15 protein-coding genes are annotated in these 18,712 nt (G+C 72.3%); 8 read left to right on the forward strand and 7 right to left on the reverse strand.

Annotation, left to right across the window (positions count from 1 at the left end; genetic code table 11):
• The first annotated feature begins 42 nt into the window (after positions 1-42).
• Positions 43-777, forward strand: a complete 735-nt coding sequence (locus AB0D74_RS44860) for a beta-phosphoglucomutase family hydrolase (RefSeq protein WP_362600344.1) — start codon at positions 43-45, stop codon at positions 775-777.
• A complete protein-coding gene (locus AB0D74_RS44865; protein WP_362600347.1) occupies positions 774-3,119 on the forward strand; it encodes a glycosyl hydrolase family 65 protein in 2,346 nt (781 codons plus the stop codon). The genes AB0D74_RS44860 and AB0D74_RS44865 overlap by 4 nt, the downstream gene beginning before the upstream one ends.
• Before the next feature lie 23 nt (positions 3,120-3,142).
• Here AB0D74_RS44865 and AB0D74_RS44870 read toward each other — a convergent pair whose 3' ends face one another.
• Both AB0D74_RS44870 and AB0D74_RS44875 read right to left on the reverse strand, forming a co-directional pair.
• Positions 3,143-4,027: a M56 family metallopeptidase gene (locus AB0D74_RS44870; RefSeq protein ID WP_362600350.1), complete on the reverse strand. Its 885-nt coding sequence runs from the start codon at positions 4,025-4,027 to the stop codon at positions 3,143-3,145.
• Positions 4,024-4,407: a BlaI/MecI/CopY family transcriptional regulator gene (locus tag AB0D74_RS44875; protein ID WP_294007099.1), complete on the reverse strand. Its 384-nt coding sequence runs from the start codon at positions 4,405-4,407 to the stop codon at positions 4,024-4,026. The genes AB0D74_RS44870 and AB0D74_RS44875 overlap by 4 nt, the downstream gene beginning before the upstream one ends.
• 156 nt (positions 4,408-4,563) lie before the next feature.
• Here AB0D74_RS44875 and AB0D74_RS44880 point away from each other — a divergent pair, with 156 nt between their 5' ends.
• Entirely contained in the window at positions 4,564-5,499 is a 936-nt protein-coding gene (locus tag AB0D74_RS44880; RefSeq protein WP_362600354.1) for a lysylphosphatidylglycerol synthase domain-containing protein, read from the forward strand.
• 73 nt (positions 5,500-5,572) lie between these two features.
• Positions 5,573-6,427: a proteasome subunit beta gene (prcB, locus tag AB0D74_RS44885; protein WP_362600357.1), complete on the forward strand. Its 855-nt coding sequence runs from the start codon at positions 5,573-5,575 to the stop codon at positions 6,425-6,427.
• 74 nt (positions 6,428-6,501) lie between these two features.
• Here prcB and AB0D74_RS44890 read toward each other — a convergent pair whose 3' ends face one another.
• Positions 6,502-7,185 carry a phosphatase PAP2 family protein gene (locus tag AB0D74_RS44890; RefSeq protein ID WP_362600360.1) on the reverse strand — a complete coding sequence of 228 codons (684 nt, stop codon included), beginning with the start codon at positions 7,183-7,185 and terminating at the stop codon, positions 6,502-6,504.
• Positions 7,186-7,471: 286 nt separating this feature from the next.
• Here AB0D74_RS44890 and efeU point away from each other — a divergent pair, with 286 nt between their 5' ends.
• The 3 genes from efeU (at position 7,472) to AB0D74_RS44905 (ending at position 12,173) form a co-directional block, all read left to right on the forward strand.
• Positions 7,472-9,562 carry an iron uptake transporter permease EfeU gene (gene efeU, locus AB0D74_RS44895; protein WP_362600363.1) on the forward strand — a complete coding sequence of 697 codons (2,091 nt, stop codon included), beginning with the start codon at positions 7,472-7,474 and terminating at the stop codon, positions 9,560-9,562.
• 47 nt (positions 9,563-9,609) lie between these two features.
• A complete protein-coding gene (gene efeB / locus AB0D74_RS44900; RefSeq protein ID WP_362600366.1) occupies positions 9,610-10,881 on the forward strand; it encodes an iron uptake transporter deferrochelatase/peroxidase subunit in 1,272 nt (423 codons plus the stop codon).
• Positions 10,882-11,021: 140 nt separating this feature from the next.
• Positions 11,022-12,173: a HoxN/HupN/NixA family nickel/cobalt transporter gene (locus AB0D74_RS44905; protein WP_362600369.1), complete on the forward strand. Its 1,152-nt coding sequence runs from the start codon at positions 11,022-11,024 to the stop codon at positions 12,171-12,173.
• Positions 12,174-12,279: 106 nt separating this feature from the next.
• On the opposite strand, the gene AB0D74_RS44910 is transcribed toward AB0D74_RS44905, so the two are convergent.
• From AB0D74_RS44910 to AB0D74_RS44925, 4 genes are all read right to left on the reverse strand, one after another.
• Complete coding sequence (locus AB0D74_RS44910) at positions 12,280-13,239, reverse strand: hypothetical protein (protein ID WP_362600372.1); 960 nt, start codon at positions 13,237-13,239, stop codon at positions 12,280-12,282.
• Between the two features lie 12 nt (positions 13,240-13,251).
• Complete coding sequence (locus AB0D74_RS44915) at positions 13,252-14,724, reverse strand: APC family permease (RefSeq protein WP_362600375.1); 1,473 nt, start codon at positions 14,722-14,724, stop codon at positions 13,252-13,254.
• Between the two features lie 291 nt (positions 14,725-15,015).
• Entirely contained in the window at positions 15,016-16,419 is a 1,404-nt protein-coding gene (gene sthA, locus AB0D74_RS44920; protein WP_362600378.1) for a Si-specific NAD(P)(+) transhydrogenase, read from the reverse strand.
• Positions 16,420-16,537: 118 nt separating this feature from the next.
• Positions 16,538-16,744: a hypothetical protein gene (locus tag AB0D74_RS44925; RefSeq protein WP_362600381.1), complete on the reverse strand. Its 207-nt coding sequence runs from the start codon at positions 16,742-16,744 to the stop codon at positions 16,538-16,540.
• Positions 16,745-16,875: 131 nt separating this feature from the next.
• Here AB0D74_RS44925 and AB0D74_RS44930 point away from each other — a divergent pair, with 131 nt between their 5' ends.
• Positions 16,876-18,711, forward strand: a complete 1,836-nt coding sequence (locus AB0D74_RS44930) for a glycoside hydrolase family 15 protein (RefSeq protein ID WP_362600384.1) — start codon at positions 16,876-16,878, stop codon at positions 18,709-18,711.
• Position 18,712: the final 1 nt, after the last annotated feature.

Below are 18,712 nucleotides of genomic sequence, written 5' to 3' on the forward strand. Positions count from 1 at the left end.
GCGCCACCCCCTCGAAGCCGAAGGGTGGGGAAGATGCGGGACATGACTGCACTCGGTCTGCCCGACACCATCCAGGCCTGTCTCTTCGATCTCGACGGGGTCGTCACCAGGACGGCCGTCGTGCACGCGGCGGCCTGGAAGGAGACCTTCGACGCCTTCCTGCGCGGCCACGCCGGACAGCGGCCCTTCGACTCGGTCGCCGACTACGACGAGTACGTCGACGGACGCCCCCGCGCCGACGGGGTCCGCGCCTTCCTCGACTCCCGCGGCATCCAGCTGCCCGAGGGCACCCCGGACGACCCGCCGGACGCCCCGACCGTGCACGGCCTCGGCAACCGCAAGAACGAACTGCTGCTGGAGAAGATCCGCACCCAGGGCGTCGAGGCCTACGACGGCACCCTGCGCTACCTGGAGGCGGTCCGCGCGCACGGGCTGCGCACCGCGATCGTCTCCTCCAGCGCCAACTGCCGTGACGTGCTGCGCTCGATCGGCGCCGAGCACTTCTTCGACGTCCGCATCGACGGAGTCGTGGCCGCCGAGCGCGGGCTGCCCGGCAAGCCGCACCCGGACACCTTCCTGGCCGCCGCCCGTGACCTGGGGGTCGAACCCGCCGCCGCCGCGGTCTTCGAGGACGCCCTCGCCGGGATGGACGCGGGTCGGGCGGGCCGGTTCGGGTACGTCGTCGGCGTGGACCGCGTCGGGCAGACGGACGCCCTGTACGCACACGGCGCGGACACGGTCGTGAAGGATCTCGCCGAGCTGGGAGGCAAGGAGTGATCACCCAACGGTCGTACGCCGTGGAGCCCTGGACGGTCCGCGAGACCACGCTCAACCTGGACGTGCTCGCCCAGAGCGAGTCGGTCTTCGCGCTGTCCAACGGGCATGTCGGCTGGCGCGGCAACCTCGACGAGGGCGAACCGCACGGGCTGCCGGGCAGCTACCTCAACGGCGTGCACGAGGTGCACCCGCTGCCGTACGCCGAGGCCGGCTACGGCTACCCGGAGTCCGGGCAGACCGTCATCAACGTCACCAACGGCAAGATCCTGCGGCTGCTGGTCGACGACGAACCCTTCGACCTGCGCTACGGCCGGCTCGTCGCCCACGGGCGGGTCCTCGACCTGCGCCGGGGCGTCCTGGAGCGAACCTGCGAGTGGACCTCGCCGGCCGGCTCCACCGTGCGGGTGCGCTCGACCCGGCTGGTGTCGCTGACCCAGCGGGCCATCGCCGCCGTCGCCTACGAGGTGGAGGCCGTGGACCGGCGCTGCCGGATCGTCGTCCAGTCCGAACTGGTCGCCAACGAGCAGCTGCCCGAGGCGAACGGCGATCCCCGCGCGGCGCTCGCGCTGCAGTCGCCGCTGGAGCAGGAGGACGACTTCGCGTCCGGGCACCGGCTGCGCCTCGTGCACCGCACCCGCCGCAGCGGACTGCGGGTCGCGGTCGCCGCCGACCACACCGTCTCCGGTCCCGAACGGACCTCGGCGCGCGCCGAGAGCGGCGTGGACGTGGCCCGGCTGACCGTCACCTCCGTCCTGGAGCCCGGACAGCGGCTGCGGGTGGAGAAGCTCGTCGCGCACGGCTGGTCCGGGGTGCGCTCGCTGCCCGCCATGGCCGACCAGGTGGACGCGGCCCTCGCCGCCGCCGCCCACGAGGGCTGGCAGGGGCTCGCCGACGAACAGCGCGGCTACCTGGACGACTTCTGGTCCCGCGCCGACGTGGAGGTGGACGGCGACGAGGAGATCCAGCAGGCCGTCCGCTTCGCCCTCTTCCACGTGCTGCAGGCCGGGGCCCGCGCCGAACAGCGGGCGATACCCGCGAAGGGCCTCACCGGCTCCGGGTACGACGGGCACGCCTTCTGGGACACCGAGATGTTCGTGCTGCCCGTCCTCACCCACACCGCCCCCGGCGCCGTCGCCGAAGCGCTGCGCTGGCGCCACAACACCCTGCCCGCGGCCCGCGAACGCGCCGCCCAACTGGGCCTGGACGGCGCCGCGTTCCCCTGGCGGACCATCGCGGGACCGGAGGGCTCCGCCTACTGGCCGGCCGGCACCGCCGCCTTCCACGTCAACGCCGACGTCGCCGACGCCGTGGTCCGCTACGTCGCCGCCACCGGCGACACCGACTTCGAACGGGACACCGGCGTCGAACTGCTCGTGGAGACCGCAAGGCTGTGGCGCTCGCTCGGCCACCACGACAGCCGCGGCGCCTTCCACATCGACGGCGTCACCGGCCCCGACGAGTACAGCGCGGTCGCCGACGACAACACGTACACGAACCTGATGGCCCGGGCGAACCTGCTGGCCGCCGCCGACGCCGCCGAACGCCACCCGCGCGAGGCCGCCCGGCTCGGCGTCGACGCGGAGGAGAGCGCCGCCTGGCGGGACGCCGCCGAGTCCGTGCACATCCCGTACAACCACGAGCTGGGTGTCCACGAACAGCATGCCGGGTTCACCCGCTACCAGCGCTGGGACTTCGAGAACACCCGCCCCGAGCAGTACCCGCTGCTGCTGAACTTCCCGTACTTCGACCTCTACCGCAAACAGGTCGTCAAACAGGCCGACCTGGTGCTGGCGATGTACACCTGCGAGGCGTACTTCGACGAGGAGCACATCGCCCGCAACTTCGCCTACTACGAGCCGCTGACCGTCCGCGACTCCTCGCTCTCCGCCTGCTGCCAGGCCGTCGTCGCCGCCCAGGCCGGGCACCTCACGCTCGCCCACGCCTACACCGCCGAGGCCGCGCTGATGGACCTCGACGACCTGGAGCACAACACCCGCGACGGACTGCACATCGCCTCCCTCGCCGGCACCTGGATGGCCCTGGTGGCCGGCTTCGGCGGGCTGCGCCACTACGACGACGGGGCCCGCTTCGCCCCCCGGCTGCCGGAGCGGCTGCGCCGGCTCGCCTTCAGCCTGCAACTGCGCGACAGCAGGCTCCGGGTGGAGATCGGCGCCGACAAGGCGACGTACACCTTGCTCGACGGCCCGCCGCTCACCGTCCACCACCACGGCGAGCCGGTGACCGTCGGCACGGACAGCCCGGCGGTGCGCGCGGTACCCCCGGTCAGGCCGGGCCCGCCCCCGGGCCAGCCACCGCACCGGGCACCCACTCGACCGAGCTGAGCTACAGCGCCCCTGACAGGCGCCTACGTGAGGGCGTTGAAGAGGAGCTGTACCAGGTCGTCCGTCGCGTCTGCCGCGAACAGGGCGGCTCCGGCGCCGAGCGCGAGGACGGCCGCCGCGGCCGGCCACAGCGAGGGCGGCGGAGCCGTCTGCAGCGCCGCGATCCGGCGCGTCACCGCACGGTCCGCGAAGTTCAGGGCGCAGCCCGGCCGCGCGCTGAGGGCCGCCCGGGCCAGCGCCCGGGCGGTGGTCCCGCGGTCCCCGACCTCGGTCGCCGCCTGCTCGTCCGCCCACCGCTCCACCAGGAAGATCACGGCGGACCGGACCGGACCGAGCAGCGGGTTCGCGGCGGCGGCGACCGTCACCGCCGCGACCAGGCGCCCGTGCCGGTGCCGGAGATGGGCCCGCTCGTGGGCCAGCAGCACCCGCCGCTCCGCCGGGGCCAACGCGCCCAGCATCGCCGAGGTGACCAGGATGCGGCCCGGCCGGCCCGGGATCGCGAACGCCTGCGGCACCTCACAGGCCGCCACCACCAGCTCGGTGTCCCGCGGATGCCCCTCGCACAGCCGTCGCAGCGCCCGCCGGGTGCGCCGCTCGGCCCGTACGGCGCGCTGCACCCGCCAGACCACCACGACCAGCGCGAGACACGCGGCGACGCCGATCACCTCGGGCACCGGGTCGGCCAGCGGGCGCCCGTCCTCGTGGGCCTCCCGGACCACCGGCGGGGCGTCGCCCAGCAGGGCCGTCGTCAGCAGGATCAGCGACCAGGTGGCCGCGGCGGCGGTGAGCACGGCGGCGGACGCCAGTACGCGGGCCGCGAGGGCGGGGGCCATCCGGCGGCCGATCACCCGGCTCACCAGGGGCAGCAGCAGGGAGACCAGCAGGGGGGTGTAGACGTCGAACCTCATGCGCCGCCTCCGGCGAACAGGTTCCGCAGCGCCCGCTCCTCCTCCGGGCTCAGCCCGGACACGAACTGCTGGAGCGCCGCGATCGGGTCCGGGCCCCGGTCCAGGGCCTCGTGCATGGCCTCGGCGGTCAGCTCGGCCGCGTTCTTCGCCGGCCGGTACGCGCCGCGCCGGCCGTCCGCGTCACGCAGGACGAGCCCCTTGTCGTAGAGCCGCTTCAGGATGGTGTGGACCGTGTTGTACGCGAGTCCGCCGCCGATCTCGGTCTGGATCTCGGCCGGGGTCAACGGGCGTTCGGTCGCCCACAGGGCCGCCAGGACCTCGCTCTCCAGCTCTCCGGCGCTGCGCCGCTCCGTCCTGCCGCGGGACCCTGTGCCAGCCATGGCACAACCTTACAGGTTGTAGTGCCGCCGTTCGTATGGACGTACCCGCGCTGCCTCCGCCGGTAAGTCCGGTTAGTTTGTCACTGTTTGTCCCTGAGTCCACGGAGGGTCCTGCGTGCCGCAGGGGAACAGGGGGGTGCCTCGATGGTCCCGAACGTGAACGCCACGCCCGTCCTGGGCCGCCGGGGACTCTACTGGCAGAGCGCCGCCTGCCTGGTGCTGCTGACCGGCGCGGGCTGGCTGGTCCGGCGGCACTGGCCGGTGGTGGCGCACGGGGCGGTCCGGCTCGCGGGCGCCGACCAGGGGTGGCTGCTGGTGGCGGCCGTGGCGGCGGCCGGGACCTGGGCGTCCTCCGCGCTCGCCCAGCAGGGCGCGGTCACCCGCCGGCTGCCCGGCGGGCGCCTGGTCGCCGCGCAGTTCGCCGCGTCGGCCGCCAACCATGTGCTGCCCGCCGGGCTCGGCGCCGGCGCGGTGAACCTGCGGTTCCTGATGCGCTGCGGCATCACGGCGGGCCGCGGTGGATCGGCCCTCGCGGTCAAGGCGGCCTCCGGTGCCGTGGTCCGGCTGGTGCTGATCGCCGCGCTCGCCCCCGCCTGCCCGGGGCTGCTGCGGATCCCGCACGTGTCCGGGGCCGCGCTCCTCGCGGTCGCCGCCGCGGCCGTCCTGGGCATGGTGCTGCTCCGGGCCCGGGTGTGGCCCCGCTGCCGGGGTGCGGTGGCCGCCGTGGCCGCCGACATCCGGGCCCTGCATGCCCGCCCGGTCCGCGCGGCGGCGCTCTGGGGCGGCTCGCTGGCCTTCGCCGGGCTGCACGCGCTGGTGCTCTTCGCCGTGACCCGGGCGGTCGGCCTGCCGCTGTCCCCGCCCCGGGTGGCCCTGCTCTACCTCGCCGCCAGCGGAGCCGCCGCGCTGCTGCCCACGCCGGGCGGCTTCGGCTCCCTCGACGCGGCCCTCGCGTTCGCCCTCACCGCCTCCGGGACTCCGGCCGCCGTGGCCGCCTCCGCCGTGCTCGGCTACCGGCTGCTGACGGTGTGGCTGCCGCTGCTTCCCGGCCTGCTGGTGCTCGGGCTGCTGGTCCGGCGCCGGGCGCTGTGACCGGGCAGGCGTTTCCCGGCGCCCCGCGTCAGGTAGGAGTCCGGTGTCGTCGGCAGACAGAAGGGGGACCGGTATGACAGCGAACGGCACGGAGGGCCGGCTGGGGGAGGAGTTCTTCACGCCGGGGACCTCGTCCTTCGCCCGCTTCCTCGCCGCCCACCGGCCGGAACTGCTGCCCACCCGCAGCCCGTTGCCCGCCGGCACGGTCGCCGCGCCCGACGCCTTCCCGCACGGCACCACCGTCCTCGCCCTCGCCCACCGCGACGGCGTGCTGATCGCCGGCGACCGCCGGGCCACCATGGGCAACCTCATCGCCCAGCGCGACCTGGAGAAGGTGCACCCCGCGGACGACCACACCGCGGTCGCCTTCGCCGGCACCGTCGGCCTCGCCCTCGACATGGTCAAGCTCTACCAGGTCGAACTGACCCACTTCGAGAAGATCGAGGGCATCCCCATGACCCTCGACGGCAAGGCCCGCCGGCTCGCCACGATGATCCGCGAGAACCTCGACCAGGCCATGCAGGGCCTCGCGGTCGTCCCGCTGCTCGCCGGCTACGACCCGAAGGCCCCGGAGGGCGCGCGCGGCCGTATCTTCAGCTTCGACGTCGCCGGCGGCCTCTACGAGAAGCGCGCCTTCCATGCCGAGGGCAGCGGCTCGCCGTACGCCGGGGGCGCCCTGAAGAAGCTGTACCGTCCCGGACTCACCCGGCGCGAGGCGGCCCTGGTCGCGCTCCAGGCGCTGTACGACGCGGCCGACGACGACTCGGCGACCGGCGGCCCCGACCTCAACCGCCGGATCTTCCCGCTGGTCTCGGTCATCACGGAGGACGGCTTCGAACGGCTGCCGGAGTCCGAGACGGCGGACCTGACCCGGGAGATGGTCGCCCAGCGCCAGAGCCGTCCGGACGGACCGGGCGCCGAGTCCTGACCAGGGGTGCGGTCACCGGTCGCCGCTCGGACGCGGTCACCGCTCGCCGCTCAGATGCGGTCACCGCTCGCCGCTCAGGGTGCGGCCACCGGTCTCTCCGGCAGGCCGTCCGGTGTTCCCGCGTCCGGAACCCACCGGGCCGCCAGGCACGCGCAGAGCCCGAGCCAGCCGGCCGCGAACAGCCAGCCGCCGATCACGTCGGTCCACCAGTGCACGCCGAGGAAGACCCGGGTGGCCCCCACGGCGAGCCCCCAGCAGGCGAAGGCCGCGCACCAGGCCGTACGGCCGCGCGGGGCCCGCGTCCGGATCGCGAGGACGACCAGGCCGGCGGCGAGCGCGGCCGTGGTGGTGTGGCCGGAGGGGAACGACCAGCCGGAGGCCGACGTCTGCCAGTCGGCCTGCGGCGGCCGGGGCCGGGCGACCAGGTCCAGTACGACCCGCCGGGCCGTCTGGCCCAGGGCGAGGCAGCCCGCGCCGAGCAGCACGGCGGCCACCCGCTGCCGCCGGGTGCGGCCCGCGACCAGACCGGCCGCCACGACCAGGGCGTACGGCACGACTCCGGTGCCGGTCGCGGTGATCCCCCGGGCCACGGCCACCGCCACGTCCGGCCGGTGGCCGAGGGACCAGGCCAGCAGCGTGCGGTCCGGGCCGAGCGGGGCGCCGTGCCGGCCCGCCACGACCAGGGCCAGCACCGCGAACGCCGCCCAGGCCCCCAGCGCGATACTCCCCGCGAACTCCGCGGTCCTCTTGCGGTCCATGACGCCGGCGACGGCCCTTTCGATGCGGTACGGGACGGTCCAGGGGCGGGTGCTGAAGTGGTGACTACGAAGCTGTAGACGGTCTACCCGAATGTAGACGATTGCCGTGCCGACCGCGTTCCCGGGGCCCCGGGTCCGTGTTCGAGCCCTGCTTTTGCCGCACCATTGCCAGTTCATGACCGACTGACTACACGGGTGTAGTCATCATGGTCGGCGGAGTAAGGCATGCCTTCACTAAGTTCGAGCCACAGGGCGGGGACGGGCCTGCCGGGGAGGGCTGCGGCGAATGTGGGACGACGCGTTTCCTAGTTTCCTGATCGGGCTGAGGGAAGGTCTCGAGGCCGGCCTGATCGTCTCGATCCTCGTCGCCACGCTGGTGCGGGCCGGGGCGAGGAACCGGCTGCCGCAGGTGTGGACGGGCGTCCTGGCCGCGATCGCCCTGGCGATGAGCTTCGGCGCGGTCCTCACCTTCACGGCCGCCTCCCTCTCCGCGACCGCCCAGGAGGCCTTCGGTGGCACCCTCAGCGTGATCGCGGTCGCCTTCGTCACCGCCATGGTCTTCTGGATGCGCCGCTCGGCCCGCAGCCTCGCCGGCGAGATCAAGGAGAAGGTCACCGGTGCCCTGGCCATGGGTACCGGCGTACTGATCCTGACGTCGTTCCTCGCGGTCGGCCGCGAGGGCCTGGAGACCGCTCTGTTCCTGTGGACCACCGCCCGGGCGGCCGGGGAGTCCGCGGGGCCGCTGACCGGCGCCGGGATCGGCCTGGTCCTGGCGGCCGGCCTCTGCTGGGGCCTGTACCGCCGCGTCCTGAAGATCAACCTCACGAGGTTCTTCACCTACACGGGCGCCGTCCTGATCGTCATCGCGGCCGGCGTCCTCGGCTACGGCCTGCGCGACCTCCAGGAGGGCGGCGTCCTCCCGGGCAACACGGCCTACGCCCTCGACCTCAGCGCCCACATCGACGCGGGCTCCTGGTACAGCACCCTCCTCCAGGGCGTCCTCAACATCACGCCGACGATGACCTGGCTCCAGGTGGTCGGATACCTCGGCTATCTCGCGGTCGTCATGACCCTGTTCGTACGGGGAGTGCGCACCGCTGCACCGAAGCCGGCCGCGGCGAAGCCCGCGCCGGACCCGGCCGCCGACGCGCCGCAGGCGCAGCCGGACCCCGCTGCCGAGCGGCCGGAGCCCGGTCCGAAGGCCATGGGAGGGTGGCGCCGGCCCGCCTGGGTGGTCCCCGTCGCCGTGGTCGCCGTGCCGGCCGTGGTCGCCGGACTCGTCGTCGCCTTCGCCCGGCCCAAGCCGGCTTCCGGCGAGACCGTCGCCGTCTCCGAGACCGAGTGCGGCAAGGGCTTCACCGCGCCGAAGCCGGGCCGGCAGACCTTCCGGATGCAGAACACCGGCGGCAAGACCGCCGAGGTGTACCTGATCGACCCGGGCAGCAACGCCGTCTACGGCGAGGTCGAGGGCCTCGCCCCCGGCACCACCCGGGACCTGGTCGCCACGGTCGCCGGCGGCACCTACGCCTGGCGCTGCGTCCCCTCCAGCGGCAAGGCCGTCACCTCCGCGTCGGTCACCGTCAGCGGCGGCACGGCCGGCACCAAGGCGGTCGTACCGGTCTCCGAGAACGACCTCGCGGCGCCGCTCAACGCCTACAAGGCGTACGTCGAGCAGGGACTGGCCACCCTCGTCGCCCAGACCCGCACGCTCGACGCCGACATCGCCGGCAATCACCTCGACAAGGCCCGCACCGACTGGCTGACCGCCCACCTCACCTACTCCTCCCTCGGCGCCGCCTACGGCACCTTCGAGGACTTCGACCAGAAGATCAACGGGCGTGCCGACGGCCTGCCGGGCGGGGTCGCCGACCAGGACTTCGCCGGGTTCCACCGGGTCGAGTACGGGCTGTGGCACGGGCAGACGGCCGGCCGGCTGAAGGCTCCCGCGCAGGCCCTCGCGGACGCGGCGGCCGGACTCCGGAAGGCCTTCCCCGCCCAGGACTTCGACCCGGGCGACCTGCCGCTGCGCGCCCACGAGATCCTGGAGAACACCCTCCAGTTCGAGCTGACCGCCGACACCGACGAGGGCAGCGGCACCAACCTCGCCACCGCGAACGCCAACCTGGCCGGCACCGGCGAACTGCTCACCGTGCTGCGACCGCTGCTGACCACCCGGGCGCCCAAGCTGCTGCCGGCCGTCGACGCGGACATCGCCCGCCTCCAGAAGCTCCTGGACGCCGAGCACCGGGGCGCGAGCTGGACCCCGGTCGAGCAGCTCGACACCGTCACCCGGCAGCGGATCGCCGGCGCCACCGGACAGCTCCTGGAAGACCTCGCCCCGGTGCCGGACCTCCTGGAGATCAGGAAGTCCGCCTGATGAACCGCGCACCGCACCCGCACCCGTACGACGAAGGGAACCCTCCGATGTCCGCTGCCGACACCCCGTCCTGCCCGATGGGCACGGGCCGCCGCTCCTTCGTGCGGACGGCACTGGGCGCCGGGGCCGCCGGCGCGGTCCTGGCCGGCGGCGGCTTCGCGCTGAGCCAGGCCGGCGGCACCGCCGAGGCCCAGGCCGCCGACGCGACCGGCGCCACGAAGATCCCCTTCCACGGCACCCACCAGGCCGGCATCCTCACCCCGGCCCCGGCCGCCGCCACCTTCGTCTCCCTCGACGTCATCGCCGACAGCCGGCAGGAGCTCGCCGACCTGCTGAAGACGATCACCGCACGGGCCCGCTTCCTCACCTCCGGCGGCACCCCGGAGGATCTCGGCGTCGGCGCCCCGCCCGCCGACAACGGCATCCTCGGCCCCGAGGTCCCCTCCGACGCGCTCACCGTCACCGTCGGCGTCGGTGCGTCCCTCTTCGACGACCGCTACGGCCTGGCGAAGGCGAAGCCCGCCCGGCTGACCCCGATGCGGACCTTCCCGAACGACAACCTGAAGGCCGCCGAGTGCCACGGCGACCTCTCGCTGCAGATCTGCGCCGACAGCACCGACACCGTCCTGCACGCCCTGCGGGACATCGCCAAGCACACCCGCGGCGCCATGCAGATCAAGTGGCGGATCGACGGCTTCCAGAACGCCCCCCGCCCCACCGGAGCCCAGCGCAACCTGCTCGGCTTCAAGGACGGCATCGCCAACCCGGACGTGAACTCGGTCCGCGAGACCGACCGGCTGATCTGGGTCGGCGACGGTCAGGGCGAGCCGGCCTGGACGGCGGGCGGCAGCTACCAGGTGATCCGGATCATCCGGATGCTCGTCGAGTTCTGGGACCGGGTCTCGCTCAGCGAGCAGGAGCTGATGTTCGGCCGCCGCAAGGACACCGGCGCCCCGCTGGACGGCGCCAAGGAGACCGACATCCCCCACTACGCCAAGGACCCGCAGGGCAACGCCATCCCACTGGACGCCCACATCCGGCTCGCCAACCCGCGCACCGCCAAGACGGACACCTCCCGCATCCTGCGCCGCGGCTACAACTACGACCGGGGCATCGACGGCGTCGGCAACCTCGACATGGGCCTGGTCTTCTGCTGCTACAACCAGGACGTCAAGCGCCAGTTCGAGGCCACCCAGACCCGGCTGATCGACGAGCCCCTCGTCGACTACATCTCCCCGACCGGCGGCGGCTACTTCTTCGCCCTGCCGGGCGTGAAGAGCGCCAAGGACTGGCTGGGGAGCGGGCTGCTGTCGGCCTGACCGGCCTTTACCGTCCCATGACGTTCTCTTGGTGAAGGCCTGTCGCGGGCGTTGCTGCGAACGATGTGCAAGTACGGGAGGATGGCACCAGGCTGCCCATGGCAGCTGCCCATCGCTCGACCGAAGGATGTCACCTCCCGATGACGGCCGCCCCTGGTTCCGCTCCGCCCCTCCCCGCCCAGGCCGAGACCAAGCGCTCGGCCTGGCACCGTGTCCGGAGCTCCATGACCCGGCAGGAGTGGATCAGGGTCGGCGGGATGGCCGGCTTCGTGCTGGCCCTGCACGTCATCGGCTGGGGCACGCTGGTCGGGATCATCGCCCCGCAGCACTTCAGCGTCGGCACCGAGTCCTTCGGCATAGGCATCGGCGTGACCGCGTACACGCTGGGCATGCGGCACGCCTTCGACGCCGACCACATCGCGGCGATCGACAACACCACCCGCAAGCTGATGGGGGAGGGGCAGCGTCCGCTGTCGGTCGGCTTCTGGTTCTCCCTCGGCCACTCCAGCATCGTCTTCGGCCTCGCGCTGCTGCTCTCGCTCGGCATGAAGACCCTGGCCGGACCGGTCCAGGACGACAACTCGCACCTGCACGACGTCACCGGCCTGATCGGCACCACCGTCTCCGGCACCTTCCTCTACCTGATCGCCGGCATCAACCTCGTCATCCTGGCCGGCATCTGGAAGGTCTTCCGGCAGATGCGCTCCGGCGCCTACGACGAGGCCGCGCTGGAGACCCAGCTCAACAACCGCGGCTTCATGAACCGCTTCCTCGGCCGGGTCACCGGCTCGATCCGCAAGCCGTGGCAGATGTACCCGCTGGGCCTGCTGTTCGGCCTCGGCTTCGACACCGCCACCGAGATCGCCCTGCTGGTCCTCGCCGGTTCCGGCGCCGCCTCCGGCCTGCCCTGGTACGCCATCCTCACCCTGCCGGTGCTCTTCGCGGCCGGTATGTCGCTCCTGGACACCATCGACGGTTCGTTCATGAACTTCGCCTACGAGTGGGCGTTCTCCAAGCCGGTCCGCAAGGTCTACTACAACCTCACCATCACCGGCCTGTCCGTCGCCGTCGCCCTCATCATCGGCACTGTCGAACTCCTCGGCCTCCTCGCCGACAAGATGGACCTGCACGGCGTCTTCTGGGACTGGGTCGCCGGCCTCGACCTCAACACCGTCGGCTTCGTCATCGTCGGTCTCTTCTTCGCCACCTGGGTCATCGCCCTGCTGATCTGGAAGGCGGGCCGCATCGAGGAGAAGTGGACAGCGGGCCTCGCCGAACAAACCGAGGGCTGACCAGCGCGCCCTAAAGGGGCGCTGGGGGTCCCCCCCCCCCGGCCGAAGGCTGGGGGGGGGAACTGCGCGACAAGCCACGACGGCGGCGCGGTCGGCATCCGGCGTATCAGCCACGCATCTTCAGATCCGCCCGCCACTTCACGATCTGCTTCTCCGCATCCCCGGTGTACGACCACGGCGTCCGTGTCGCCCGCCGCCCCTGGAGCCGCAGCAGCTCCACCGCGAGGTCCGTGACGCCCGCCTGGCAGGCCGCGTGCGTCAGGTGGTTGAGGTCGCGCAGCTCACCCGGGGCGACCGGGCCCTCCCCGCGCTGGGCGACCCACCGCTCCCAGGTGCGCCGCACGTCGCTGACCGCGCCGTCGTGCTTCCAGTGCTGGCTGAGCGCGACCGGGTTCTGCTGTCCGGCCCCCGAGTCGAGGGCGTACCGGAACTCCTCGACGCGGGCGTACTGCACCAGGATCGGCAGCGGGCAGCCGGGCGGGGCGACCCCGGCCGCGTCCCGGGCGAAGTCGTACATCAGGCCGTGCGTGCCGTGCCAGCGCGCGGAGTAGTAGTGGAGCACCTGGAGGTGGCCCTCCACGTTGTACGGGTCGCGCCGGTGCAGCTCGTCCCACCAGCGGGCGAGTTCCTGCCGGCGCACCCCGGTCGGATACAGCCGGGCCACCGAGATCAGGGAGACCCAGGGGGTGGGGTCCGGCGGGTACGCGTCGGCGGCGGCCAGGCAGGCCAGCACGGCGCCGTCGATCCTGGCCCGGTCGATCGGGACACCCCGGCCCGCCGAGATGGCCAGGGTGAACGCCCGGGCCGTCTCGGTCGCCGCCCGCAGTACCAGCGCGTCGGCGCCGTGCGGCTCGGCGGCCAGCCAGGACTCGGCTGTCGAGTTGCCCGCGCAGGCCTGTGCGAGCAGCCGTACCCGGTGTCCCCGGACCAGCCAGTCCGGGCCGGTGGCCCGGAGCAGATCCCGGAGGCCCTGCCAGCGGCCGATGACGATGTCCTGACGGGCCGAGGTGAGGGCTTCGTCCCCGCAGTCCGGGTCGAAGTCGGGGGCGAAACGTTCGCGCGCCATCGGACTCGTACCTCAGAAGTCGGTGGGGAGGCCTTCGTAAGCCTGGGCCTGCGCGGTGACATGGTCGTCGGGGACGTAGTCGGCCTCGACCGTGCGGGTGGCGTCCAGCTTGGCCGGCCGGTAGTAGTCGCTGCCCTGCCGCCAGTACCAGAGCATCGGGACCAGGCCGACGGCGAGGCCGCCGACGCCGATCGAGATCGCCGCGGTGCTCAGCTCGCCCAGTGACTCGACGAAGATCCAGAACATGAACACCGCGCCGCACAGCGGCCACAGCCCGCCGAGCAGGAAGTTGCCGGCCGACCTGAAGAGCATCTTGCGGTAGGCCACCACGACCGCGAGGCCGGCGAGGCCGTAGTAGACGGCGATCTGGAGGCCGATCGCCGAGATGGCGTCGGAGAGGATCTCGCCCACCGAGCCCAGCGCGTTGGAGGCGATGAACAGCGTCAGGGCCACCGCGCCGACGACGCCGATCGCCACGTGCGGGGTGTTCCAGGTGCGGTGCACCCTGCCCAGCGCGGTCGGCATCGTCCGGTCGCGGCCCATCGCGAACAGCGAGCGGGTGACCTGGATGAGGGTGGTCTCCAGGGTGGCGATGGTGGACAGCATCACGGCGACGATCAGCACCTTGCCGCCCCAGCCCGGCGCGATCACGTCGCCCAGCGCGCCCAGCACGTTGGCGTCGTTGGCGGCGATCTGGTCGGAGGACATGATCACGTTCACCGCGATGGTGAACACCTCGAACAGCGCGAAGACGATGCCGACGCCGATCAGGCCCGCGAGGCCGGTGGTACGGCGGGAGTTGCGGGTCTCCTCGCTGAGGTTGCTGGTGACGTCCCAGCCCCAGTAGTAGAACGCGGCGATCAACGCGCCCGAGGCGAAGCCGGAGACGCCGTCGAAGTGGGAGAAGCCGAGCCAGGACCAGTCGAAGGAGCGGGCGCTGCCGGTGTGGAAGAGGGCCAGCACCGCGAAGAGCAGCAGGATCGCCAGCTCGATGCCGGACATCAGCAGCTGGGCGCGCACGGTGAGGCGGGCGCCGCCGAGCACCACCGCCAGCATGACCAGGAACCAGGCGGCGCCGACCACCGTGGAGAGCGCCACGTTGTCCGCGAGGTCCGCGTCGAACAGGGACAGGGTCATCGACCCGGCGGGCAGCGAGCCGGCCACCATGAAGATGGTCGCGGACACCACCAGCGCCCAGCCGCTGACGAAGCCGAGGAACGGGTGCAGGGTGCGGCCCACCCAGGAGTAGCTCGCGCCCGCGTTGACGTCGATCCGGCCCAGGTAGCTGAAGGCGAGCGCGATGCCCAGCATGGGTATCGCACACCACAGCAGGGCGGCCGGACTGGCCAGCCCCACCGCCCCGACGAGCACCGCGGTGGTCGCGGCCAGCGAGTACGCCGGTGCGCTGCCCGCGACGGCCATCACTACGGTGTCGAACGTGCCGAGGGCGTTGGCCTGGAGCCCTCTGCCCCTGTTGTTGCTCATGGTTGTGCTGCTTTCCGGTCGTGCAGGGCGCACGGGAGTGCTGACCCGCGGCGGTACGGGTGGGGGGTGCACGACCCGCCCCGCACCCGGTGAGGGATGGCCTCGGGCAAGGACCGGTCGGAAGAGAAAGGTGGTGAGGGCCGCATGCCGAGAGTCGGCGAACGGTCACACCGCGTGTGTGGGTGTGACTATAGCGGCACTCTTTGACCTTTCAAGCTGACCGACCGGTAATCACATATGCCACTTGGGGCCGGTAACGCACCCGCCGGAAGCAGTGGTTCCGCCGGTCCCTCAGTCCTCCAGCCGGTCGAGCTGCCGCAGCTTGTTGGTGGCGTCCAGGGCCGCAACCTTGTACGACTCCGCGAGCGTCGGGTAGTTGAAGACCGCGTCCACCAGATAGTCGACCGTGCCGCCGCAGCCCATCACCGACTGACCGATATGGATCAGTTCTGTCGCTCCGGTTCCGAAGCAGTGCACCCCGAGCAGCCGCCGGTCCTCGGGGGAGACCAGGAGCTTGAGCATGCCGTGCGAGTCGCCGATGATCTGGCCCCGGGCCAGCTCCCGGTAGCGGGCCACCCCGACCTCGAACGGCACGCTGTCGCCGGTGAGTTGGTCCTCGGTCCGGCCGACGAAGCTGATCTCGGGAATGGTGTAGATGCCGATGGGCTGGAGGTTGTCCATCTGCCCGACCGGCTCCCCGCAGGCGTGGTACGCGGCGACCCTGCCCTGCTCCATCGAGGTCGCGGCGAGCGCCGGGAATCCGATGACGTCGCCGACGGCGTAGATGTGCGGCACCTCGGTGCGGAAGTGCTCGTCCACCGTGATCCGGCCGCGCCGGTCCGCGGACAGGCCCGCCTTGTCGAGGTCGAGTCCGTCGGTCAGGCCCTGGCGGCCCGCCGAGTACATCACCGTGTCCGCCGGTATCTTCTTGCCGCTCTCCAGCACGGTCAGCGTGCCGCGCGGATGCCGTTCGACGGCGGCCACGGTCTCCCCGAACCGGAAGGTGACGGCCAGGTCCCGCAGGTGGTACTTGAGCGATTCCACGACCTCGACGTCGCACATGTCGAGCATGGCCGCGCGCTTCTCGACCACGGTGACCTTGCTGCCCAGCGCCGCGAACATGCTCGCGTACTCCATGCCGATGACGCCGGCACCGACGATGACCATGGACCGCGGCACCCGCTCCAGGGACAGCACGTTGTCCGAGTCCATGATGGTCCGGCCGTCGAACTCGACGCTGTCCGGGCGGGCCGGCCGGGTGCCGGTGGCGATGACGATGTGCTCCGCGGTCAACAGCCGCTCGTTGCCGTTCGGTTCGCGCAGGGCGACGGTGTGCGGGTCGACGAACCGGCCGGTGCCGGAGCAGAGGGTGACGTGGTTGCGGGAGAGCTGGTTGCGGATGACGTCCACCTCGCGGCTGACCACGTGCTGGGTGCGCGCGGTCAGGTCGGCGACGGTGATGTCCTCCTTCAGCCGGTAGCTCTGGCCGTACAGGTCGCGCTGGGTCAGGCCGGTCAGGTAGAGGACCGCCTCGCGCAGGGTCTTGGAGGGGATGGTCCCGGTGTGGATGGACACGCCGCCGACCATGTCGGGGCTGTCCACGACGGCGACCCGGCGGCCGAGCTTGGCGGCGGCGATGGCGGCCTTCTGGCCGCCGGGTCCGGAACCGATGACGAGCATGTCGAAGTCGGGCACCCTGCGAAGTCTGTCAGCAGCCGCCCCCGCTTCGAAAGGGTGAACGAGCAACCTTCGCGTGAAATCCGGTACGGGCCCGGGCCGTTGCGAACCCCACCGGCCCCGCCCGCCGCCGGCGTCAGGGCAGGAGCCGCTCGATGCAGTTCGGCCCCTCGCGCTCCATCTTCTTCCTGGCCCATTCCAGCGTGGCCGGGGTGACGTCCCGGCCCGACGCCATCACCAGGTCTTCGGGCGCCACCCCGGTGCCGGGGGCGCTGTGCAGCAGGGAGTCCGGGGTGGCGCGGTCGTCGGACGGCCGGGACGCTTCGGGTTCTGGGGTCGACATGGTCCCTCCTTCACGGAGCGGGGTGCACACTCTCACGATTGCCTGCCCGGCCGCACCCCGCATCCCGAGAAGGAATTCGTCCCTTTTAGGTTGTAAGGTGACCGTACATCCGTTCCGGGGAGGCCGTCACGATGGCCGAGCAGGCGTTCTTCGAGAATGCGCCCGGGAGTCCCCGCTACCTGCCGATCGCCGAACACGGACTGATCGGCGATCTGCGCAGCGTGGCCCTGGTCGGCAGCAATGGCACGATCGACTGGTACTGCAGCCCGTCCTTCGACGCCCCCAGTGTCTTCGCCGCCGTCCTGGACGCCGAGCGCGGCGGTTTCTTCGCGCTGGCCGCCTCCGTACCGGCCCGGACCAAGCAGTTCTACTTCCCCGACACCAACGTGCTGATCACCCGGTTCTACACCGACGAAGGCGTCGGCGAGGTCCAGGACTTCATGCCGGTGACGGGCGAGTCGGCCGAGTGCGCACGGCACCGGCTGATCCGCCGGGTGCTGTGCGTGCGCGGCACGGTGCCCTTCCGGGTCCGGGTGGCGCCGCGCTTCAACTACGGCGCCGACCCGCACACCCTGCGCACGCTCGGTGACACCGCGCTGTTCGAGTCGGCGGCCAAGTCGCTGCTGCTCACCTCCACGGTGGCCCTGGAGAGCGACGGCCCGGACGCCTGTGCCGACTTCAAGCTCTCCGAGGGCGAGTCGGCCGTCTTCGCCCTCGACCAGGCCGGCGAGGACATCGCCCCGCGCGGCTGCGCCCGGGCCGAGGCGGAGAAGCAGTTCGAGACCACCGTCTGCTACTGGCGGCGCTGGCTCCACCAGTCCCGCTACCGGGGCCGCTGGCGTGAGATGGTGCACCGCTCGGCGCTCACCCTGAAGCTGCTCACCTACGCCCCCACCGGCGCCATCGTCGCCGCGCCCACCACCAGCCTCCCCGAACAGTTCGGCGGCGAACGCAACTGGGACTACCGCTACGTCTGGATCCGCGACGCCGCCTTCGCCGTCTACGCCCTGCTGCGGCTCGGCTTCAGCAGCGAGGCCGCGGCCTTCATGAAGTTCGTGACCACCTACATCAGCCCGGGCGACGGCTTCGCCTCCGGCCCGCTGCAGATCATGTACGGCATCGACGGCCGCTCCGACCTGCCCGAACGCGAGCTCACCCACCTGGAGGGCCACTGCGGCTCCGCCCCGGTCAGGGTCGGCAACGGCGCCGCAGGCCAGCTCCAGCTCGACATCTACGGCGCCCTCATCGACTCGATCTACCTCTACGACAAGTGGGCCGAGCCCATCTCCAGCGCCCAGTGGGACGACGTCACCCGCCTCGTCGACTGGGTCTGCGACCACTGGGACCAGCCCGACGAGGGCATCTGGGAGACGCGCGGGGGCCGCAAGAACTTCCTCTACTCGCGCCTGATGTGCTGGGTCGCCATCGAGCGGGCGATCCGCCTCGCCAACCGGCGCGGCCTCCCCGCCGACCTGCCCCGCTGGCGGCAGTGCCGCGACACCATCTACCGGTGGATCATGGACCGTGGCTGGTCCGAGCGGCGCGGCGCCTTCGTCCAGCACGAGGGCGGCGACGTCCTCGACGCCTCGCTCCTGATGATGCCGCTGGCCAAGTTCATCGCCCCGACCGACCCCAAGTGGCTGTCCACCCTCGACGCCCTCACCGAGGACCTGGTCTCCGACTCCCTCGTCTACCGCTACGACCCGCAGGCCAGCCCCGACGGCCTCCGCGGCGACGAGGGCACCTTCTCCATCTGCTCCTTCTGGTACGTGGAGGCCCTGGTGCGCGCCGGACGCGTGGACGAGGCCCGGCTCGCCTTCGAGAAGATGCTCACCTACGCCAACCATCTCGGCCTGTACGCCGAGGAAATCGGCCGCACCGGCGAGCAACAGGGCAACTTCCCGCAGGCCTTCACCCACCTCTCGCTCATCAGCGCCGCCTTCAACCTGGACCGCGCGCTCGGCTGAG

Origin of the sequence: Streptomyces sp. NPDC048278 (genome assembly GCF_040652195.1) — a bacterium.
In the GTDB taxonomy this organism is placed as follows: domain Bacteria; phylum Actinomycetota; class Actinomycetes; order Streptomycetales; family Streptomycetaceae; genus Streptomyces.